This window comes from Amycolatopsis sp. MEPSY49 (assembly GCF_051337345.1).
Lineage (GTDB): Bacteria > Actinomycetota > Actinomycetes > Mycobacteriales > Pseudonocardiaceae > Amycolatopsis.
This window is the reverse complement of the sequence record NZ_JBDLYJ010000002.1, coordinates 510,993-532,053: the sequence shown is the minus strand read 5'-3', so window position 1 is coordinate 532,053 and position 21,061 is coordinate 510,993. Positions and strand designations below refer to the sequence as shown.

Genomic DNA, 21,061 nt, shown 5'->3' with positions numbered 1-21,061 from the left:
TCCCACGCCGCCGCAGCGCCGGGATACCCCCTTCGGGCGAAGATCACACTTCCGGGTTACTCCTCGATCGCGCCGCCGACGGCGCGCAGGTGCGCGCGGAACGTCAGCGCCGGATCCGCGTCGCGCGCGGCGAGGAAGTCGGCGAAGCGGACCTGCTGCCGCAGCGGCTCGCCGGCCCGGATCCGGTCGGCCTGGCGGCGTTCGGTGTCGCGGATGCCTTCGGCGAGGGTGAAAAGCTCGCTCGCGCGGTCCAGCGGGAGGAAGACGACGCCGTCGTCGTCGCCGGCCACCAGGTCCCGCGGCCCGATGCGCCAGGTCCCGACGATCGCTTCGGCCAGACCGCCGTCGACGCGCGGGCCGAGGCTGAGCGGGCCGGTGGGGATCGACCCGAGGCTGAACACCGGCAGCCCGATCGCGCGGACGTCCGCGGTGTCGCGGTGCAGGCCCCAGATCACGACGCCGGCGAGCCCGGCGGCGCGCGCTTCGAGGACGACGAGGTCGCCGACGCAGCTTTCGTCGAGGCGGCCGCCGTTGTCGACCACCAGGACACCGCCGGGGACGGCGTGCTCGAAGGCCTCCAGGAAGACGTCGACGCTGCCGACGTGGCGCGCCGGGATCGCGGGCCCGAGCAGGCGGGTGCCGGGCACGACCGCGCGCGTCGGCGCCGGGGCGCAGCGCACCGGGAGGCCGGCGCGGACGCAGGCGTCGGCGAGGTGGGCGGTGGTGAGGGTTTCGAAGCGCTGGCGAAGGTCTTCCATGCTCGGAGAATCTAGCCAGTGGTTTCGGTGGTGAGCCAGGAGAGATACGCGGCGCTGCCGCCGACGATCGGCGTCGCGACGACCTCCGGCAGGTCGTAGCCGTGCAGCTGCCCGATGCGCTCGGTCAGCGCGGGCACCCCGGCGGCCGTCGTCTTGATTTCGACGCGCCATTCCTGGTCGGTCCGCACCTCGCCGTCCCAGCGGTAGACGCTGGTCACGGGGCCGACGATCTGCGCGCAGGCGCCGAGGCGTTCTTCGATCGCCTTCGCGGCCAGCTCGCGGGCCGCGGTCTCGGAGTCGGTCGTGGACGTCACGATCACGTGCTCTGCCGCCATGGGCGCGAGGTTACCGGCGGCGCTCCCCTCGGCGGCGAGCCGGATCAGGCGGCCGGGCCGGCCCCCGAACCGCACTTGCCGCCGACCCGGCCGCCTGGCCCGACCCCGGCGGCCGCGCACCGGGCGCTTCCGGCCACGGAAGCCGATGGCCCCATTCCCCGCCCGCAGGGCTCAAGTCGTGGGCTTCGCGGTCGTCGTGGTCGTCGGCGTCGTGGTCGTCGTCGGTGTTGTCGTGCGCGTCGGCGTCGTCGTCCGCGGCGGGGTCTTGCGCCGGGTCGTTGCCGGTGGGTTCGAGTGCGGGGCCGCCACCGTCGCGTGCGTCGTCTCCGGTGCCTCCGGGGACGGCAACGTCACCAGCGTCGGTGTCTCGGTCGCCGAACTCGAAGCCGGCGGGGTGCTTCCCGCCCCTCCTCCGCCGGAACTGCTCACCGCCACCGCCACGCCGCCGATCGCCACCACCGCCACCGCGCACAGCCCCACGACCACCCCGCGGCGCGATGCCCGGCGGCCCGGGCTCGCCTCGGACTTGGCCCGGCCCAGCGACGGCGGTGGTGCCCCCGCGCCGAAACCCGGGGTCGCCGGCTCCCGTGTCTCCTCGCGGGGCGCCGGCACGCGCGGGACCGGGAGCGGGGGCGGCGGCACCGGCTGGGCGCGCGTCGCCTGGACCAGGCCCGACCGGCCCGACGCCAGGGCCGCCGCGCCGAGGGCCACGCCGTACTTCGGGTGGATGTCCACCGCCGTCGGGCGGCCGAGCTCCGCCGAGACCAGCTGGGACACCAGCGGGATCCGGGACGAGCCGCCGACCAGCAGGACCGCGCCGAGGTCCGCCGGGCGGAGGTTCGCCGACCGCAGCGCCCGGTGCAGCGAGCCGATCGTCGCCGTGATCGACGGGCGGATCATCTCCTCGAACTCGCCGCGGGTCAGCCGGACCTCCGTCTGCACCGACGGCAGCAGCACCGGCACCGCCGCCTCCGTGTCGGCCGACAACGCCTCCTTCGCCAGCACGCACTCCTGGCGCAGCCGCACCACCGCCGCCACCGCGCCCGGGTCGTCCGGGTCGATCTGCGACAGCTTCCCGTCCAGCGCCCGGTCGACGTGCCCGAACACGGCCTCGTCGAAGTCGACGCCGCCGAGTCCCTCGATGCCCTCCGGCGAACCGAGGATCTCGAACCCGGCGCCCCGCTTGCGGAGCACGGTCGCGTCGAACGTGCCACCGCCCAGGTCGTACACCGCGACGACCGCGCCGTCGTCCAGCCGCTCCTGCGCCGCGTAGTGCGCCGCCGCCGCTTCGGGCTCGGTGATCAGGCCGACGCGGTCGATCCCGGTCAGCCGCGGCACCTGCTCGAACAGCTCCCGCTTGTACGGCCCCCAGTTCGCCGGGTGCGTCAGCGTGATCCGGTCGGGCCGGCCGCCCTGCTGCCCGGCGACCGTCCGCACCACGTACCCGAGCAGGTGCGCCATCAGCGACGCCACCGAGTGCGGCGCGCCGCCGAGCAGCACCGGCGTCGGGTCGCCGAGCCGCCGCTTGAACTCCCGCGCGACGCGGTCCGGCTCGACCGCCGCGCGCCGGCTCGCCGCGTCGCCGACCAGCACGCCGCCGTCGGCCCGCAGCAGCACCACCGACGGGATGGCCGCCGTGCGGTCGCCGAGCGACACCATTTCGACGTGGCCGGCGCTGTCGACGGCGGCGGCCGTGAAGGTCGTGCCGAGGTCGATGCCCAGTCCGTAGCCCATTTTGTCAGCCTCCGCCGTGCGTGTGCTCGAAAGTCGGGTGGTCCGCCGGAGCCGGCTCCGGGTCCTCGAGGTGGTCTTCGTGCTCCGGCGGGCCGGGCGGTTCCACCGGCGGCCGGTCGTGCGGCTCCGGCGGCGGGTCGTCCGGCGGGTGACCGGCGGCCGGCGCGCGGTCCGGCGCCGGCTCGTGGTCCGGCTCGTGCTCGCGGCGCCGCGGCGGTTCGAAGGGGTGCTCCCGCTCCTGCTCCGCGGGGTGCGGCCGGCTGCCGGTGACCTCGCCGGCGTCGTGGTGCTTCGGCTCGGGCTCGGTCGCGAAACTGTGCTTCACCACCGGGTGCTCGGACAGCGAGTTCGAGGCCGCGAGCGTCGTCGTCTCGACGGCGACCGGCGGCGGCGCCGGCGCGTCCACTGTGGACGGCTGACGGCCGAACGTCACGACCGGCGCCGCGGGCGGCCCGGGCAGCGCCGGCGCCGGCGCGGTGACCTGCGCGGTCACCGTCGCGCCGCGGCCCTTGTCGGCGATCACCTCGGTCTGGTGGATGGTCGGGCCGGCCGGCTCACCGAACGGGTCGTCGGCCCGGGCCTGCTGGTCCACGGTGACCCCGACGTCGATCCCGGGCGGCCCGGTTTCGGCCTCGTCGAGGAGCACCGTCTCGTCCTGGAAGATCTCGATGTCGCCGTGCCCCGGCGCGTCCGGGGTGAGCTCGTAGGTCAGCGAGCCCTGGTGCTCCACGGTGATCGTGCCGTCCGGGTTTTCGTGGATGACGACGTCGGCGTCCTGGACGATGTCGATGTCCGTGTCGCCCGGTGTCCCGTCCCCGGGGACGACGAGGTGCTGGTGGTCGGTGTACACCTCGTCGTGGCCGTTGGTGTGCACCACGAACCGCTCGGTCGCGTCGATGATGAAGTTGCCGAACTCGTCTTCGCGGACTTCGATCTGCTCGAACTCCTCGACGGTCGGCAGTTCCTCCAGCGGCAGGCCGTCGGTGGTCTCCGGGTGCCAGACGGTGCCGGTCTGCGCTTCGACGTGACCGTCCTCGCCCCGGGTGACGGTGCTGGTCTCGACCTCCGGCACGTACTCGTGGGCGGGCACCTCGTGCGCGGTCTCCGCGGCGGCCGGTTCCGGCCGCGGCGGTGGCGCCGACGCACCGGGCGACCCGGGGGTGAGGACGTTCCCGGCGACCTCCGACGCGACGGCGCCGGCGACGGCCGCGGCCGTCCGCTTGATCTTCTTCGGCAGCTCGTTCACGACAAGACCTCCGCCCGGGCTTCGCTGAGCAGGATTCCCTCGCAGGTGCGCACCAGGACGCGGGCCGCGTCCCGGACGTCGCGCGGGGACGCGGGGTGTTCGGCGCGCCGCTGCCACCTCAGCAGCTGCGCGCCGACCGCCTGCCGGACCGCGGCGCGGCCCGCGTCCACCGGCAGGTTCAGCCGGCTCGGCACGTCGATGCCGGCCGCGCCGAGCAGCCGTTCGGCGTCCCGGGCCTCGTCGGTGGTGAACAGCACGACACCGAGCCGGATCGCGTCGATCAGCTGGATCTCGGCGAACTCGTGCGCGCCGGCGACGATCCGCTCCCATTCGTGCAGCAGCCCGCCGGTGCGGTCCGGGTAGGCCCGCAGCACCAGTTCCACCGCCTGCAGCGCCGAGCGCGCCTTGAGGACGTCGGCGCGCGCGGCGAACTGGGACGTCAGCAGCGAGCGCAGCCGGTGCAGGCCGCTGCGGGCCAGCAGCTCCCCCGACAGCGCCCGCGCGCCGGTCACGTGGCCGCTGCCGGTCAGCTCGATCGCGAGCCGGACGCCGAAGAGGCCGTAGCGGCCCAGCAGCTCGGCGCGCGCGGCCGCCGGAACGTCCACTTCGGACTCCGTGCGGGCGAACCGGTCGGCCGAGGTGAGCAACCGCGCCACCTCGGCTTCGGGCGCGGCGGCCAGCACCCGGAAGGCGCGGTACTCGGACTCCTTCAGCGACGCGGCCGAGCTGGCCAGCAGGCCGGCCACCGGGACGACGGTCTGGCAGAGCCCCCGCACGCGGGGGTCGCGGGCGTAGCGGCCGGCGATCTTCTCCGCCGAGTCGAGGGCGTCGGGGCGGGCGTGCCCGACCTCGTCGGCCTTGGACAGCACGCCGATCGTGTTCACCGGGCGGCGCTGCGCCGGGTCGTCGTGGAAGGCGTCGAGGAACCGGACGTCGTCGCCGTGGACGTGCCGCATCAGGTACACGACGGCGTCCGCGGTGCCGACGCCGTCGCCCTCGGGGACCAGCGCCGCCTCGGTGCGCCCGGACACCGCCGAGCGCGCCGAGCCGAGGCCGGGCGTGTCGATCAGGGTCATCGCGCGCAGCGCGGGCGACGGCCAGTCGACGACCAGCCGGTCGACGTCGTCGGGCGCCATGCCGAGCTCGAGACCGAGCGTCCCGGACAGCCGGCCGAACGGCAGCTGGCGCGGGATCCCGCGGACCGGGTGCAGCATGATCCGGTAGGTCGGGCCGTTGCGGTACCAGGTGACGACCCGCGTGCACTCCCCCGCGTCGGTGGCCGCGAGCTCCTGCCCGACCAGTGCGTTGAGCAGCGTGGACTTGCCCGCCTTGACGCGGCCGGCGATGGCGACGCGCAGCGGCTCGGCGAGCCGGCCGGCGATCTGCCGCAGCTGCGGCTCGGCGGGCGTGCCGGCGTACCCGGCGCACGCGCGGGCGACGAACCCGCGGACCTGGACGTAGAGCGGGGTCATCGGGCCACCGCCTTGGGCCTCGGCGCGCTGCGGACGGTCAGTTCGTCGGCGCGGCGGCCGAGCACTTCGAGGGCTTCGATGTCGGCTTCGAGGCGCTTGAGCTCGGTCGCCTCGGCGTCGTCGTCGAGGACGGCCTTCTTCGCGTTCGCCAGCGCTTCGGTGAGGGACCGCTGGAGTTCTTCGACGCGGGCGCTGTAGGCGTCGCGGAGTTCTCTTTGGACGGTCCGCATCGCGTCGCGGGAGTCCTTGCCCACCTGGAGGTTGAACTCGTCGACGAACCGGCGCACGGCGGTCTTCGCCAGGCCGCGGCGTTTTTCCAGCTGCCGCTTGCGTTCGTCGAGGAAGCCGGATCGGCCCATGAGCAGGCCGGCCGCGACGCCGAACGGCGTCGGGATGGCCAGCGCGGCCATCTTGGTGAGCATGGAGAACATGAGGAAGCCGCTGTAGGCCTTCTGGAAGGCGGCCATCCCGGTGGCGCCGCGGGTCTTGACGCCGGTGAACGACGAGTCGATCTCGATCTCCTCGACCACCGTCACCGGTGCCTGGACCTCGCGCGGCAGCACGGCCTGGGACTCGGCGAGCTCGAAGTGCTCGGCGACGCGGGCCGCGAGGCCGCGGGCTTGCTTGATGAAAGTCGTGTAGTTCTCGAGGGTCTCGTTCGCGAGGCGCTGGCGCAACCACTTCTCGAACTCTTCCCAGTTCTTGGCGGGGTCGCCGTCTTCGATGGCTTCTTCGGCCTCGTGCAGCACCCCGCGGGAGCGGGCGCGCAGGTCGTAGTCCACATCGGACGAAATGTCGGCGAAACCGTCGAAGAGCAGCTGCTGCCACTTCGCGGACTGGCTGCGCAGCGCGTCGACGCGGTCGTTGACCCGGCCCAGCTCCGCGACGAGCGCGGCGGACTGCTCGGGGTGGGCGAGCGCGGTCCGGCGGGCGCGCAGCGAGGCGTGCAGCTGCCCGACCGCGGACCCGACGTGCAGGCCGACGGCGTTCAGCGCGGACCGCTCGGCGTCCCCGACGACGCCCTGCAGGCACTTGACCAGTTGCGGGAAGCCGGATTCGACGTTCATCTCCTGGTCGGCCGACCGGGCCGCGACGGTCCGCAGCTCGGACGAGACCGCGACGGTGTCGATGGCGATCCCGCACGCTTCGAGGTGGCCGGCGTTCAGCTCGAGGATGCGCCGCCAGTGCGGGTAGAGGTCGATCTTGGTCAGCACGAAGAAGACCGTCGGGCAGAGTTCTTTCACCGTCCGGAGGAACCGCAGCTCGGCGCCGGTGAGTTCCTGGGAGGCGTCGGAGAGGAAGAGGACGGCGTGCGCCCGCGGCAGCGAGCTGACGGTGACGGCGTTGTGCAGCGAGCCGAGCCCGCCGACGCCGGGGGTGTCGACCAGCGCCAGCCCCCCGGAGAGCAGCTGGCGGCTGATCGACGCCGTGACCGACTTCAGCTTGCGGACGTTGCCGGGGTTCCCGGCTTCGGAAACGTGGTTCGGCAGGTCTTCGAGGGAGATCCGCTCGGTCCACGGCGGCGACGACGGGTCGGCCGGCTCGTAGGTCGCCAGAGCCCCGGACTCCGGCGCGTAGCGGACGACGGTCGGCACCGCGGTCGCGATGTCGTCGTCGACCGGGCAGATCTTCGCGGTCAGCAGGGCGTTGATGAGCGAGCTCTTGCCCTGCTTGAACTCCCCGACGACGTAGACGGTGATGTCCGGTTCGGACAGCAGGCGCCGGGCGTCGGTGAGGCGCTGGACGAGGTCGTCCCGCCCGTAGGCCTTCGCTCCCTTGACGGCGAGGTCGAGGGTGTCGAGGGCGATGTGCCCCCCGCCGCTCGGCTCCTGCATGACCGCTCCTCTTGCTGGGTGGTGCTCGCGTGCTTATGCCGGCTCAGTAGTGGTCGACGTCGTGGTGGTGGCCGGCGTGGTGGTCGTGGTGGTGCTCGCCGCCGTGGTGGTGGTTGTGCTCGTGGCCGTGGTGCTCGGTGGACGCCTGCTCGTTGAACTGGTCGCCGCCGTGACCGTGGTGGCCGTGGGCCTGTTCGTTCTGGAAGATGTTGCCGTGGCCGCCGGTGCTCGCCTGCTCGTTGAACTGGTTGCCACCGTGGCCGCCCGAGCCCTGCTCGTTCTGGAAGATGTTGCCGTGGCCGCCCGTGGACGCCTGCTCGTTGAACTGGTTGCCACCGTGGCCACCGGAACCCTGCTCGTTCTGGAAGATGTTGCCGTGGCCGCCCGTCGACGCCTGCTCGTTGAACTGGTTCCCACCGTGACCGCCTGAACCCTGCTGGTTCTGGAAGATGTCGCCGCCGCGGCCGCCGGTGCTCGCCTGCTCGTTGAACTGGTTCCCACCGGGACCCCCGGAACCCTGCTGGTTCTGGTAGATGTCGCCCACGGCGCCGCCGGTCGAGGCCTGCTCGTTGAACTGGTTCCCACCGGGACCCCCGGAACCCTGCTGGTTCTGGTAGATGTCGCCCACGGCGCCGCCGGTCGAGGCCTGCTCGTTGAACTGGTTCCCACCGTGACCGCCCGAACCCTGCTGGTTCTGGAAGATGTCGCCGCCGCGGCCGCCGGTGCTCGCCTGCTCGTTGAACTGGTTCCCACCGTGACCGCCCGAGCCCTGCTGGTTCTGGAAGATGTCGCCGCCGCGGCCGCCGGTGCTCGCCTGCTCGTTGAACTGGTTCCCACCGGAACCACCCGAACCCTGCTCGTTCTGGAAGATGTCTCCCACGCCGCCGCCGGTCGAGGCCTGCTCGTTGAACTGGTTCCCACCGTGCCCACCGGAACCCTGCTCGTTCTGGAACACGTCACCGTGGTGGCCGGCCGACGCCTGCTCGTTGAACTGGTTGCCGCCGCGGCCGGAGCCTTGCTCGTTCTGGAAGATGTCCCCACCGCGGCCACCCGTGGACGCCTGCTCGTTGAACTGGTTCCCCCCGGAACCACCCGAACCCTGCTGGTTCTGGAAGATGTCCCCACCGCGGCCGCCGGTCGACGCCTGCTCGTTGAACTGATTCCCCCCGGAACCACCCGAACCCTGCTCGTTCTGGAAAATGTTCCCCGAGCCCCCGGTCGAAGCCTGCTCGTTGAACTGGTTCCCACCACCGGAACCCTGCTCGTTCTGGAAAACGTCGCCCGATGAAGTCGTCATCGTGTGCACTCCTGACATTCGGATCGGTGAAGCCCGTGCCCCTCCGTTGTCATCCAGTCTTGAGCCGGCAAGCCCCTGGGTCATGAGTAGCGCCCTACTCGGCTTCCGCACCGCCGCGGCCGCGATCTACCTATGGACCGTCGCCGGGACTACTCCCCGACGCGAGCGGCCCCACCACCGAAGCCAGCTCGCGGCGCCCGGAAATACCCAGCTTCGCGTAAACGCCGTGCAGCACGTTGTCGACCGTCCGCACCGACACGACCAGCCGGTCCGCCACCGCGCGGCTCGTCAGGCCCGTCGCCACCAGGCGGGCGATCTCCAGCTCACGGACCGTCAAGTCGAGTGGCGTGTCCAAAAGAGACAAGGCCGGCGTCGCGGCGTCCTCACAGGACGCCAGCCATGCCCGCGCGCGCTGCGCCGACGTTGCCGCGCTGCCGTTCTTGCCCTCCGCTCGGTACGCCCGGGCCGCCTGCGCCGACGCCTCCGCCGCGAGCAATCGCGCGCCGACGTCCGCGAATGAAGCCGCGACCGCGTCCAATGCCGAAGCATCCGAACGAGCCGCCGCGTGCGCCGAGTACAGCGCCGCCATCCCGCCCGCCGACGGGATCTCCCCCGGGTCGGCGCCGAACCGGAGCAGGTCGTGGCGGATCTCGGCCGCGACCGCGAACCTGCCGTCCGCCTCAGCGGCCGATGCGGCCGACGCCCCCAGCGAAGCAGCGCGCGACAGCTCACCCCGCGCCACGGCGACCCACGCGCCGTCCCAGTCGCCGCGCGGCTCCGCGATCCGGCCGCTCATCGCCGTCGCCCGGACCAGTGCCGCCGCGACCGCCGGGCGGAACTCGTGGGGCTGGTCGTGCGCGTCGGCCGCCAGGGCCTCGCGCAGCCAGCGGATCGCGCCGCGGACGTTGCCGTATGCGAGCGCGACCGTCCCGAGCGACGCCGCCGCGCCCGCCACCGCCGGGCCCCAGCGGTCCCGGACGGCGTCGCGGTAGTCGTCGCCGGCCAGGTCTTCGGCCTCCTCGAGCCGGCCCGCCCGGCACAGGGCGACGATCCGGGCGTGCTCCAGCCGGACCTGTGCGCCGGGCGCGAAGGCGTCCGAAATCCGCGACGCGATCTCCAGTCCCTCGTCGACGACGCCGAGGCACGCCTCCGTCCGCCCGGTCGACGACAGCGCCCCGGCCGCGACGACCAGCGCCGAGAGCCGCAGCGCGTCGCCGCGCCGGTTGCGGTCCAGCACCGGCCCGAGCAGTTCCAAGGCCGCCCGCGACGCACCCGATGCCGCCAAGAGCGCCGCCCGGGCGGCCACGAGGTCGTCCTGGGTCCCGGACACCGCCGTCTCCGCGGTGTCCAAGACCTCGGCAGCCTCGTCGAACCGGTTCAGGCCGAACGCCAGGTTCCGCGCCCGCGTGGCCGCCACGCGGGCGTGCTGCGCGTCGGATACCGTTTCGCCCGCCAGCTCGGACAGCAGGGAGTCCGCGTCGGCGGGCCGGCCGCCCGCGATCCGGACCTGGGCGAGCAGGAACTTCGCGCCGAACCCGCCGCCCATCCGGACGGCTTCCGCCGCCAGCTGTTCGGCCTGCGGGAAGTCCTTGCGCAGCAACGTCTCCGCCGCCGCCCGGACCAGCTGCGGGTCGGTCGGCAGCCCGGCGGCCAGCCGCCAGCGCACCAGCCGCGGCTTGTCCTCGGCCCGCCGCGCGCCGGTGAGGTCCAGGGTCTGCGCGAGGATCCGGTAGGTGTCGCGCTGGCGCAGCGGCGACGTCCGGCGGCGGATCACCTCGGCGTAGAGCGGGTGCGCCAGCCGGACGTTCAGCCGCCGCCCGGTCCGTTCGGACACGACCAGCCCGGCCTGCTCGGTCGTGGCGAGGACGCGGGCCGCGCCGAGCCGCACCAGCGGTTCGCAGCCCAGTGGCTCTCCGAAGGCGAGCAGCTCCAGCAGCCGCCGTTCGTCGGCGTCGACCCGGTCGGTGCGGGTTTCGATCAGCTCGACCAGCCGCGGCGTCGCCGCGAGCGCCCCGCTCCACCGCCACACGCCGTCCTCGGCCGACAGCGAACCGCTGTCGAGGCCGCCCTGCACGAGCTCGCGCAGGAACAGCGGGTTGCCCAGCGTCAGGCCCCAAAGCCGGTGCTCCGCGCCGTCGTCGAGCCGTCCGTCGAGGACCGCGGTGATCAGCTCGGTGGTCTGCGGGCGGGTCAGCTCGCCGACGTCGAGCCGCTCGGCGACGCGGTCCTTCCACATCGCGAACACCGGGTCGGGCACGCTCACGCCGTGCGGCGCGATGACGATCACGAACGCCGACGCCGTCGCGGCCAGCTGGTGCACCAGGGTCGCGGACAGGTCGTCGAGCAGGTGCGCGTCGTCGACGCACAGCACCAGCCGGCGCCCCTCCGCGCCGCGGGTGAGGTGGCCGGCGACCTGGTTGAGCCGGTGCGCGCGGTCACCCGAACCGTCCGCGCTGCCCGGCAGCAGGTGCGCGAACGCGCCGAACGGGATCGTCGACGCCGAAGACATCGCGCGCACCCAATGCGTGCGCGCGCCGCCGCCGGCCAGCTCGGCCAGCAGCACCTTGGCCAGGCGCGTCTTGCCCGCGCCGGCGCGGCCGGTCAGCAGCAGCCCGCACACCTCGGGATCGGCCAGCGCCCGGCGCGCGAACGCCAGTTCCTGTTCGCGGCCGACCAGCGGCCAGTCGTTCGCCACACCCACTGCCTCCCCAACCCCTCACGGGCGTTCACCGCCCGCGCACACTCGTTCTTCGGATAATGAGCACGCCCGGCCCGGTCGAGTACCGAATCCGCGCGGCGATTTGGCATAAATCGACGAACGGTGCCGCAAATACGACACAACGGACAGTCGATCTCCCATTCCGTGAGCATTTACCGGTTATCCGGGAAATACCGTTATCCCCGATTTTCCGGAGATTCTTTTTCCAGTGCCACCATCATTCCTACGACGCGCGGCAGCACCACCGCGTTCCAGCCGGCCATGGCGGTGACGAGTTCCGGCTCCGGGCCGCCCGTCCACACGCGCACCTGGCCGGCGCGCAGGTCGGTGCCCAGCACGCCGGCCCACGGCACCTTCGGCGCGAACCACCGCCACCGGCGCAGTCCTTCGGCGTCCGCGTCGATCCGCCGGTGCCCGCCCGCGCCGAACCGCGCGGTGGCGCCGGCGGTGATCGCGTCGACCGCCGCCCGCGCGATCCGCGGGCAGGCAGCCGACTCGACCAGCTCGACCAGCCGCCGCCACGTTTCGCGCGCATCCGCCAGCTCGCCGCTGCCGAAGGCGTCGAACACGAACCGGCTCCGCACCGGGCCGCGGGCCAGGCCGAGCGCGTAGCTGGCCTGGCGCGGCCGGGCCGCCGCGTCGTAGGCGACCCGGTCCACTTCGGCCAGCGGGAAGACCCGGTCGCCGATCACGATCACGTCGCCCGCCGCGGCGAGCGTCCGCCCGCCGCTCGAGACCAGGATCCCGCCGGAACCGGTGAACGAGAACTTCCCGGCGGCCATCGGCTACTTGCCGGTCTTCGCCAGGCAGAGCACGACGCCGGTCTCGCCCTCCTTGCCCTGCCAGAACACCTGGTCGGCGTCCGGGTACGGAGTGCACGCGCTGATCTGCGCTTCGATCCGCGTCTTGTCCTCGACGCGCGCGACGACCTTGAGCGTCGCCTCGGGCGCCCCGCAGTCGACGATCTTCACGTAGTTGTCACCGCTTTCGGTGACGCAGTTGCCGGCCTGGGCGTTCTCGCCGTTGGACCGGGTGGCCGCCCAGACCAGCGCGAGGACGGCGGCGACCAGGATCAGGAACACGGTGAGCACGATCTTCTGCCGCCGCTTGGACTTCTTCGGCGCGGCGGCGGGCGGCTGCGCCGGGCCGGGCATCCCGGCCTGTGGCGGCACGGGTCCGGTCGGTTCCGGGAATTGGGGTCCTCCCGCGTAGGTCATGACGTTCCTCCCTCGATGTCCAGCTGTCCCCTTCTAGGCGTTCCACCCGTGTTCCACGGTGTTCCACCCGTTGTTCCCGCTCTCCCGCCAGGATGGGACCGCCCCGTTCCCCGACGTGAGGACCCGAGGATGACCCGACTGCCCGCACTGGCCGTCTCGGCGCTGGCCACCGCCGCGCTCCTGACCGGTGGGACCGCCGAAGCCGCGAGCCCGCCGTTCACCGCGTCGGTCCTCCGCGCCACGCACAACAGCTATTCGGGCGACGTCGACGGCGCGAAGGACTCGATCACCTACCAGCTCGACCACGGCGTCCGGTTCATCGAGTACGACTTCCACGACAACGGCTACGCGACCACCCACGACTACGGCGTCGGCCACGACTCGCCCGGCAACGCCGTCGACCACAGCGGCGGCAACCCGGCGTCGAACAACCTGCGCGACTGGCTGTCGGTGGTGAACACCTGGTCCGCGGCCCACCCTTCGGCCGCGCCGATCGTCGTCATGCTCGACCTCAAGGACGACTTGACCGACAACGCGAACTTCGCGGCGGGCAACCTGGCCGCCGTCAACCAGGAGCTGGAGTCGGTCTTCGGCAGCCGGCTGCTGCGGGCGCAGGACTACCCGGCCGGCTCGCCGACCGTCGACGCGCTGCGCGGGCGCGTGCTGCCGTTGCTCTCGGGCGACGGCGGCAGCCGCGGCGAGTACAAGCGGGACGTCGGCTACCACCCGGCCGTCGCGCTCAACGGCCGCGGCCAGATCGTCGAGGTGCACGACTCGGGCGGCGGCGCGCTCTGGTACTGGACCGGGACCTACGGCGCCGACGGCCGCGTCACCTGGCTGCGGCACGGGAAGTACGACAGCGGCCAGACGCCGGCCGTCGCGCTCAACGACAACGGCGACCTCGTCGAGGTTCACCAGTCACAGGGCGCGACGACGCTCTGGTACCACGTCGGCAAGCTCGGCGGCGACGGCGAGATCACCTGGCAGGCCAGCCACCAGTACGACAACGGCGTCCAGCCGACGGTCGCCTTCACCGACGCGACGCACGTGCGGGAGATCCACCAGAGCCAGAGCAGCAGCCAGAACTGGACGTGGAACGGTGCCCTCGCGGGCACGGCGGTGACGTGGACCGGCAACGCCAAGACGTCCGACGCGCGGTACGCCAAGGACACCGCCACGAACGGCACCCGGCGCGTGAAGGTGTGGGCGGGCGCGGACGGCCCGACGCCGTCGAACACCCTGCGCGTGGACACCGCGAGCGTCACCGGCGACCGGATCCGCTACCGGCAGGTCGCGTTCGACGAGTTCCAGAAGGGCGACAGCGCGGAGCTGCAGCAGGGCGCGCTGTTCTACGGGGCACCGGCGACGGAGTCGGCGTTCATCACCTCGGCCCGCCAGGCGGGCAAGCTGGTCCGCGGCTGGGACTTCGACTCGGCGGGCGACGCGACGACGCCGCTCGCGAACTACCCGGCGACCAACCACCCGTACGACGCCTGGTACCAGACCGTGGTCGCCGGCGCCGTCGAGTAGCCCACTGACATGAACGACTCTTTCATGTCGTCGGACGACATGAAAGAGTCGTTCATGTCGTCTCAGGTGGGGTCGTAGCTGCAGCGGGTGCCGGTGCGGACGCCGTCGCGCAGGACGTCGCCGATCACCGCGTCCGCCGCGGCGATCCGGGTCAGCGCGCGGCGGATCGCCTTGCCGACCGCGATCCGGGCCTTCTCCTCCGCGCCCGCGAACTCGCGGACGCGGCCCGCCAGCCCCGCGGCCGCCGACAGCTCGCCCAGCAGCCAGTCGCGTTCGGTGCGGACCTGCTCCGCGCGGCCGGTGTCGTGGTTGGCCTCGTGCTCGTCGAGCTCGGCTTCGAGGTTCGCGAGCCAGCGCCGGTAGTGCCCGGTCGCCTCCTGGTCGAGCACCGGCTGCGCGGACGTCGCCTCGGCCACCACCCCGTGCGCCAGCTCGACCGCGGTCAGCTCGTGGCCGGGGTTGTCCAGCAGCGTCGCGAGATAGCCCATGCCGACGCTGTGCTCGACCAGCGCGGACCGCCCGTCCAGGGCGAACAGCCAGTGGCTGCCCTGCCGGCGGCACGTGACGCGCCGATGCACGCCGCCGGAAGCGAACGCGGGCAGCACCATCCCGAGCTGCTCGGCCTCCCGCGTGGCCGCGGCCAGCTCCCGCGCGCCTTCGGCCGAAGCCGGTCCCAGCGCCTGCGCGAGCCGGGCGCGCGACAGCGCCGCGGCCGGCCAGTGCGCCAGCGCGAGGTTGTCGCGCACCGCCGCCCGGAAGTGCTCGGCGGCCCGCTCGGTCTCGCCCGCGGTCACCATCGCCACGCCCAGCGCGTGCTGCACCGAGCCGAAACAGGCGATGCCGAGGCTGGCCGTCATCGGCAGCCGCGCGAAGGGCGTCAGCAGCGCGTACGCGGCGAGCGCCGATTCGACGTCCGAGATCAGGTTGGCGGACTCGACGATCCCGTACATCGACACGAGCCAGCTGCTCGACCGCGGCAGCAGCGCCAGGTCCCGGCCGCGCAGCCGGGCCAGCGCCCCGGCGGCCTCGCGCTCGTCCCCGGCCGCCGCGGCGGCGACGGCCAGCCCGGCGATCAGCGCGTTGTCCACCGCGCTGAGCGTCGGCGAGTGCACCGTCTCCCGCAGCACCGGCAGCAGCTCGGCGACGCGGCCCTGGTACCAGCGGACCGACCCGAGCTGCGCGGTGTACCAGCCGATCGCGTCGGCGTCCCCGGCCTGCTCGCCGCGCAGGGCGCAGGCCGCCGCGCGGTTCTCGGCCTCCTCGAACCGGCCGGCGCGGATGCTGAGCATGACGTCGATCGCGTCGAGCACGAACCCGACCGCGAGGTGGTCGCGTTCGGCCAGCAGGCCGCGCAGATCGGCCAGGCCGCGCTGGGCGTGCGGGTCGCCGTCGAGGAAAAGGTCGACCGTGCGCCAGAGCAGGCCCATCAGCAGGTCGCTGCGGCGGTCGGTGCGGAAGCCCTCGGTGATCAGCTCCTGCGCGAGCGCACGGCGCTGGCCGCCGTGGTCCGGCCCGAGCAGGCAGTGGTGGGCCAGGCTGGCGGCCTCGGCCCAGGCGACCGGGTCACCGGCGCGCTTGGCTTCTTCGAGCACCGCGAGGATCTCGTTGCTCTCCCCCGCCACGTAGTCGGCTTCACCCGCCAGCCGCGCCTTGAGCCGCAGGGCCAGCGACGACCCCGGGTCGACCGCGGTCCGCGCACTGCGCAGCCGCGCCTGCAGCAACGTGGCCGCGGGCGCGCTCCGGTGTTCGTGGACCCACAGCCCGGCCAGGCCCAGCGCGGCCCGCGCCATCCCGGTCCCGTCGCACTCGGCCTCCGCCGCCCGGTACGCCCGGTCGAACCACTCCCGGCCGGCGCGCAGATCGCCGTCGGCCTCGAGTGCGCGCTCCCCGTTGCGCAGCAGCTCGCCGAGCGCGGTGGCCGCCGGTCGCGTTTCGCTGTCCAGCATCGCCGCCCCCTCTCCCCCGGGAAATGGTGCCCGCGTGACGGGCGGGGGTCAACGTGCGAAAACCGGCGGGAATGCCCTGGTCACGGCCGGGAATTTTCCGCCGTCACGGTCCGCGCGCGGTCCCCTCGCGACAGTCGCTGACGGCCGCCGTCAGCGCTTCGCCAGGGATCGGTAAGTCCTCCTCGCGAAGCTTCGAGGCATGAAGAACCTGAACGTCCTGATCTCCGGCGCGAGCATCGCCGGCCCCGCCCTCGCCGTGTGGCTGACCCGCTACGGCTGCACCGTCACCGTCGTCGAACGCGCCCCTTCGGTGCGTCCGGGCGGCCAGGCCGTCGACTTCAAGGGCGCCACCCACCGGACCGTCCTGGAGCGCATGGGCATCCTCGACGACGTCCTGGCCCGCCAGACCGGCGGCACCGACCAGACGATCATCGACGCCGATGAGCGGCCCCAAGCGGTGATCCCCGGCGAGTTCACCGGCGGCGAGATCGAGATCCGCCGCGGCGACCTCGCCGACATCCTCTACGAGCACGCGGACTGCGAGTACCTCTTCGGCGACACCATCACGGCGCTGACCGAGACGCCCGACGGCGTCGACGTCACCTTCGCCCACGCCGAGCCGCGCCGGTTCGACCTCGTCGTCGGCGCCGACGGCATCCACTCGAACGTCCGGCGGCTGGCCTTCGGCCCGGAGCGCGACTACGTCCACTTCCTCGGCCACTACTACGCCCTCGCCGAGCTGGGCGCGCAGATCGGCGGCGGCGAGGCGGTGATGTACAACGAGCCGGGCCGGATGGCCGCGGTCGGCGGCCCGAAGGCGTCGGCGTTCTTCGTGTTCGCCTCCCCCGAGCTGGACTACGACCGCGGCGACACCGCCACCCAGCGGCAGCTGGTGACCGAGGCCTACCGCGGCGCCGGCTGGCGGGTGCCCGAACTGATCGCGAAGCTCCCCGACGCCCGCGAGTTCTACCTGGACTCGCTGGCCCGCGTCACGATCGACCACTACTCGCGCGGCCGGATAGTCCTGCTCGGCGACGCCGCCTACGGCAACACCCTCGGCGGCTTCGGCACCGGCCTGGCGATCGTCGGAGCGTACGTGCTCGCCGGCGAGCTCCTGGCCGCGAACGGCGATCACCGCGTCGCCTTCGCCCGTTACGAAGAGCAGCTCCGGCCCTACGCCAAGGTCTCGCAGCGCGGCAGCGCGGGCCCGTTCCTCGCGCCGCCGTCGCCGCTGCGGATCAAGCTGCGGGACTGGACGTTCAAGTCCCGCTTCCTGCTCGGCCTGATGCTCAAGGCGACCGACAAGTTCGCCACGGACATCGAGCTGACCGACTACGCCTCGGGCTCGTAGGCCAGGTTCGGCCGCAGCCACTGCTCGACCTCGGCGACCTCGACGCCCTTGCGGCGCGCGTAGTCCTCGATCTGGTCGCGGCCGAGCCGGCCGACGGTGAAGTACCGCGAGTCCGGGTGCGCGAAGATCAGCCCGGACACGCTCGCCGCCGGCGTCATCGCGAACGACTCGGTCAGGTCCATCCCCAGCCGGCCGGCTTCGAGCAGCTCGAACAGCTCGCGCTTCTGGCTGTGGTCGGGGCTGGCCGGGTAGCCCAGCGCCGGGCGGATGCCGCGGAAGCGCTCCGCGTGCAGGTCGGCCAGCACGGGCTCGGCGTCCGGCTCGAACCAGTCGCGGCGGGCCCGCAGGTGGATGTGCTCGGCGAAGGCCTCGGCGAGCCGGTCGGCCAGCGCCTTGACCATGATCGCGCGGTAGTCGTCCTGCTCGGCTTCGTACTTCTCGGAGAGGGTCTCGGCGCCGTGGATCGCGACCGCGAAGCCGCCCAGATGGTCGCCGTCCGGGGCGATGTAGTCGGCCAGGCAGCGGTTCGCGCGGTCTTCCGGCTTCGAGGTCTGCTGGCGCAGCATCGGGAACCCGACGTGCGCGAACTCGCCGTCGAGCCGGATGTCGTCGCCTTCGCTGTGCGCCGGCCAAAACGCGTACGCGCCCTTCGCCGTGAAGCTGCCTTCGGCGATGATCTGGTCGAGCAGCTTGTTGGCGTCGTCGAACAGCTCGCGGGCGACCGGCTGGTCCAGGATCGCCGGGTACTTGCCCTTGAGCTGCCAGGCCAGGAACAGGAACTGCCAGTCGATCATCTCGCGCAGTTCCGCGATCGACGGCTCGACGACCCGGGAGCCGGTGAACAGCGGCGTCGGCAGGTCGGCGAACACCACCTGCTCGCGGTTCAGCCGCGCCTGCTCGAGCGTGAGCATCGGCCGGCGCTGCTTGCTCGCGTGCTGCTCGCGCAGCACCTCCTGGTCGGCGCGGTTCTTCTCGGCGAGCGCGATCGAGCGGTCCGGGTCGAGCAGGTCGGACACCACGCCGACGACGCGGGAGGCGTCCAGCACGTGGACCGTCGCGTTGTCGTAGGCGGGCGCGATCTTGACCGCGGTGTGCTGGCGGGAGGTCGTGGCGCCGCCGATCAGCAGCGGCAGCTTCAGCCCGCGCCGCTGCATCTCGGTGGCGACGGCGACCATCTCGTCCAGCGACGGCGTGATCAGCCCGGACAGCCCGACGGCGTCGGCGCCCTCGGTGACCGCGGTGTCGAGGATCTTCGCGGCGGGCACCATCACGCCGAGGTCGATCACCTCGTAGTTGTTGCAGCCGAGCACGACCCCGACGATGTTCTTGCCGATGTCGTGGACGTCGCCCTTCACCGTGGCCAGCACGATCTTGCCCTGGCCGCCCGAGGTGGCGAGCCGGCCCTCCTGGCGCGCCTTCTCCTTCTCCGCCTCCATGAACGGCTCGAGGTAGGCGACGGACCGCTTCATCACGCGGGCGCTCTTCACGACCTGCGGCAGGAACATCTTGCCGGAGCCGAACAGGTCCCCGACGATCTTCATGCCGTCCATCAGCGGGCCCTCGATGACGTCGAGGGGCCGCGCCATCTGCTGCCGGGCCTCTTCGGTGTCGTCCTCGATGTAGTCGACGATGCCGTGCACCAGCGCGTGGGACAGCCGCTCGCCGACCGTGCCTTCGCGCCATGAGAGGTCCACGACGCGCTTGGTGCCGCTGCCCTTGACGTTCTCGGCGAAGCTCACCAGCCGGTCGGTGGCGTCCTCGCGGCGGTCGAACAGGACGTCCTCGACCAGCTCGAGGAGCTCCTTCGGGATGTCTTCGTAGACGGCGAGCTGGCCGGCGTTGACGATGCCCATGTCCAGGCCCACCTGCATGGCGTGGAACAGGAACGCCGAGTGCATCGCCTCGCGGACGACGTCGTTGCCGCGGAAGGAGAACGACAGGTTCGAGATGCCGCCGGAGATGTGGACGCCGGGACAGCGTTCCTTGATCCGGGGCAGCGCGTCGATGAACGCCTTCGCGTAGCCGTTGTGCTCGGCGATGCCGGTGGCGACGGCGAGGACGTTCGGGTCGAAGATGATGTCCTCGCCCGCGAAACCGGCCTTCTGCGTGAGGATGTCGTACGCGCGGCCGCAGATCTCGACCTTGCGGTCGGCGGTGTCGGCCTGGCCCTGCTCGTCGAAGGCCATCACGACGACGCCGGCGCCGTAGTTGCGGATGGTGCGGGCCTGCGCGAGGAACGGCTCCTCGCCCTCCTTGAGGCTGATCGAGTTGACCACGCCCTTGCCCTGCAGGCAGCGCAGCCCGGCTTCGAGCACGGTCCACTTGGAGCTGTCGACCATCACCGGGATCCGCGCGACCTCGGGCTCGGTGGCGATCAGGTTGAGGAACGTCGTCATCGCCTGCTCGGAGTCGAGCAGGTCGGCGTCCATGTTGACGTCGAGCAGGTTGGCGCCGCCGCGGACCTGCTCCAGCGCGACGTCGACGGCGGCCTGGTGGTCGCCGGACTCGATGAGCCGGCGGAACCGCTTGGAGCCGGTGACGTTGGTGCGCTCGCCGATCATCACGAACCCGGTGTCGGCGCCGATGCCGAACGGCTCGAGGCCGCTGAACCGCGTGTGCGTGCGCGGCGCCGGCACCTCCCGCGGGGAGACGTCCTTCGCCGCGGCGGCGATCTTCGCGATGTGCTCCGGGGTCGTGCCGCAGCAGCCGCCGACCAGGTTGACCAGGCCGTCGCGGGCGAAGCCGCCGATCAGCCCGGCGGTCTCCTCGGGCGTCTGGTCGTAGCCGCCGAACGCGTTCGGCAGGCCGGCGTTCGGGTGGCAGGCGACGTAGGCGTCGGCGATCCGCGCGAGCTCCTCGACGTGCGGGCGCATCTCCTCGGCGCCCAGCGAGCAGTTCACGCCGACGACCAGCGGTTTCGCGTGCTCGATCGAGCTCCAGAACGCCTCGACGGTCTGGCCGGAGAGCGTGCGGCCGCTCAGGTCGACGATGGTGACCGAGATCCACAGCGGCAGGTGCGGCGCGACCTCGCGGGCGGCGGCGATCGCGGCCTTGCAGTTGAGCGTGTCGAAGATCGTCTCGATCAGCAGCAGGTCGACGCCGCCCTCGGCGAGCCCGGCGATCTGCTCGGCGTAGGACGCCTTGACCTGCTCGAACGTGACGGCGCGGTAAGCCGGGTCTTCGACCTTGGGCGACAGGCTGAGCGTGACGTTCAGCGGCCCGATCGACCCGGCGACGAACTTGCCGCCGGCCTCGTCGGCGGCCTGGCGGGCCAGCTGCGCGCCGCGGACGTTCATCTCGTGGACGTGGGACTGCAGCCCGTAGTCGGCCTGGCCGATGCTGGTCGCGGTGAAGGTGTTCGTCGTGGTGATGTCCGCGCCGGCCGCGAGGTACTGGCGGTGGACGTCGAGGATGACGTCCGGGCGGGTGAGGTTCAGCAGGTCGGGGTCGCCGGTGACGTCGTGGGTGTGCTCGCCGAAGCGGTCGCCGCGGTAGTCGGCCGGGGTGAGCCCGGCGCCCTGCAGCATGGTGCCCCAGGCACCGTCGAGGACCGCTACCCGCTGTTCGAGCAGCTCGCGCAGACGTGCTTCGGGTTCATGCGAGGTGTTCACCGGCAGCCTC

Annotated in this window: 14 protein-coding genes; 2 read left to right on the top strand and 12 right to left on the bottom strand. The window is 72.7% G+C overall.

The window, feature by feature from the left end; genetic code table 11:
* Nucleotides 1-56 precede the first annotated feature (56 nt).
* The 10 genes from ABFJ78_RS11540 to ABFJ78_RS11495 all read right to left on the bottom strand — a co-directional run bounded on the left by ABFJ78_RS11540 (nt 57) and on the right by ABFJ78_RS11495 (nt 12,613).
* A complete protein-coding gene (locus ABFJ78_RS11540; protein ID WP_436385883.1) occupies nt 57-758 on the bottom strand; it encodes an RraA family protein in 702 nt (233 codons plus the stop codon).
* An 11-nt stretch (nt 759-769) separates the two neighbouring features.
* Nucleotides 770-1,093 carry a divalent-cation tolerance protein CutA gene (cutA, locus tag ABFJ78_RS11535; RefSeq protein WP_436385882.1) on the bottom strand — a complete coding sequence of 108 codons (324 nt, stop codon included), beginning with the start codon at nt 1,091-1,093 and terminating at the stop codon, nt 770-772.
* A gap of 171 nt (nt 1,094-1,264) precedes the next feature.
* Entirely contained in the window at nt 1,265-2,827 is a 1,563-nt protein-coding gene (locus ABFJ78_RS11530) for an Hsp70 family protein (protein ID WP_436385881.1), read from the bottom strand.
* Nucleotides 2,828-2,831: 4 nt separating this feature from the next.
* Entirely contained in the window at nt 2,832-4,073 is a 1,242-nt protein-coding gene (locus ABFJ78_RS11525; protein WP_436385880.1) for a hypothetical protein, read from the bottom strand.
* Entirely contained in the window at nt 4,070-5,545 is a 1,476-nt protein-coding gene (locus ABFJ78_RS11520; protein WP_436385879.1) for a dynamin family protein, read from the bottom strand. The genes ABFJ78_RS11525 and ABFJ78_RS11520 overlap by 4 nt, the downstream gene beginning before the upstream one ends.
* Entirely contained in the window at nt 5,542-7,380 is a 1,839-nt protein-coding gene (locus tag ABFJ78_RS11515; RefSeq protein ID WP_436385878.1) for a dynamin family protein, read from the bottom strand. Before ABFJ78_RS11515 ends, ABFJ78_RS11520 begins: the two co-directional genes overlap by 4 nt.
* Nucleotides 7,381-7,423: 43 nt before the next feature.
* Nucleotides 7,424-8,677, bottom strand: coding sequence for a glycoprotein (locus ABFJ78_RS11510; RefSeq protein WP_436385877.1), 1,254 nt, complete (start codon nt 8,675-8,677; stop codon nt 7,424-7,426).
* A gap of 130 nt (nt 8,678-8,807) precedes the next feature.
* Nucleotides 8,808-11,372, bottom strand: coding sequence for an AAA family ATPase (locus ABFJ78_RS11505; protein WP_436385876.1), 2,565 nt, complete (start codon nt 11,370-11,372; stop codon nt 8,808-8,810).
* A 200-nt stretch (nt 11,373-11,572) separates the two neighbouring features.
* Nucleotides 11,573-12,178, bottom strand: a complete 606-nt coding sequence (locus ABFJ78_RS11500; RefSeq protein WP_436385875.1) for a hypothetical protein — start codon at nt 12,176-12,178, stop codon at nt 11,573-11,575.
* Nucleotides 12,179-12,181: 3 nt separating this feature from the next.
* Nucleotides 12,182-12,613, bottom strand: a complete 432-nt coding sequence (locus ABFJ78_RS11495) for an LppU/SCO3897 family protein (protein ID WP_436385874.1) — start codon at nt 12,611-12,613, stop codon at nt 12,182-12,184.
* A gap of 129 nt (nt 12,614-12,742) precedes the next feature.
* On the opposite strand from ABFJ78_RS11495, the gene ABFJ78_RS11490 reads away from it, so the two are divergent.
* Nucleotides 12,743-14,143 carry a hypothetical protein gene (locus ABFJ78_RS11490; RefSeq protein WP_436385873.1) on the top strand — a complete coding sequence of 467 codons (1,401 nt, stop codon included), beginning with the start codon at nt 12,743-12,745 and terminating at the stop codon, nt 14,141-14,143.
* 62 nt (nt 14,144-14,205) lie between these two features.
* On the opposite strand, the gene ABFJ78_RS11485 is transcribed toward ABFJ78_RS11490, so the two are convergent.
* Complete coding sequence (locus tag ABFJ78_RS11485) at nt 14,206-16,089, bottom strand: hypothetical protein (RefSeq protein WP_436385872.1); 1,884 nt, start codon at nt 16,087-16,089, stop codon at nt 14,206-14,208.
* A 199-nt stretch (nt 16,090-16,288) separates the two neighbouring features.
* Here ABFJ78_RS11485 and ABFJ78_RS11480 point away from each other — a divergent pair, with 199 nt between their 5' ends.
* Nucleotides 16,289-17,440, top strand: a complete 1,152-nt coding sequence (locus ABFJ78_RS11480) for an FAD-dependent monooxygenase (protein ID WP_436385871.1) — start codon at nt 16,289-16,291, stop codon at nt 17,438-17,440.
* Here ABFJ78_RS11480 and metH read toward each other — a convergent pair.
* Entirely contained in the window at nt 17,422-21,051 is a 3,630-nt protein-coding gene (gene metH, locus ABFJ78_RS11475; RefSeq protein ID WP_436385870.1) for a methionine synthase, read from the bottom strand. The genes ABFJ78_RS11480 and metH overlap by 19 nt on opposite strands.
* Between the last annotated feature and the right edge of the window lie 10 nt (nt 21,052-21,061).

Bases quoted from the DNA above. Each gene is read 5' to 3' on its own strand.
- ABFJ78_RS11540 (WP_436385883.1), bottom strand. From the start codon at position 758: ATGGAAGACCTTCGCCAGCGCTTCGAAACCCTCACCACCGCCCACCTC.
- cutA (WP_436385882.1), bottom strand. From the start codon at position 1,093: ATGGCGGCAGAGCACGTGATCGTGACGTCCACGACCGACTCCGAGACC.
- ABFJ78_RS11530 (WP_436385881.1), bottom strand. From the start codon at position 2,827: ATGGGCTACGGACTGGGCATCGACCTCGGCACGACCTTCACGGCCGCC.
- ABFJ78_RS11520 (WP_436385879.1), bottom strand. From the start codon at position 5,545: ATGACCCCGCTCTACGTCCAGGTCCGCGGGTTCGTCGCCCGCGCGTGC.
- ABFJ78_RS11515 (WP_436385878.1), bottom strand. From the start codon at position 7,380: ATGCAGGAGCCGAGCGGCGGGGGGCACATCGCCCTCGACACCCTCGAC.
- ABFJ78_RS11510 (WP_436385877.1), bottom strand. From the start codon at position 8,677: ATGACGACTTCATCGGGCGACGTTTTCCAGAACGAGCAGGGTTCCGGT.
- ABFJ78_RS11500 (WP_436385875.1), bottom strand. From the start codon at position 12,178: ATGGCCGCCGGGAAGTTCTCGTTCACCGGTTCCGGCGGGATCCTGGTC.
- ABFJ78_RS11495 (WP_436385874.1), bottom strand. From the start codon at position 12,613: ATGACCTACGCGGGAGGACCCCAATTCCCGGAACCGACCGGACCCGTG.
- ABFJ78_RS11490 (WP_436385873.1), top strand. From the start codon at position 12,743: ATGACCCGACTGCCCGCACTGGCCGTCTCGGCGCTGGCCACCGCCGCG.
- ABFJ78_RS11485 (WP_436385872.1), bottom strand. From the start codon at position 16,089: ATGCTGGACAGCGAAACGCGACCGGCGGCCACCGCGCTCGGCGAGCTG.
- ABFJ78_RS11480 (WP_436385871.1), top strand. From the start codon at position 16,289: ATGAAGAACCTGAACGTCCTGATCTCCGGCGCGAGCATCGCCGGCCCC.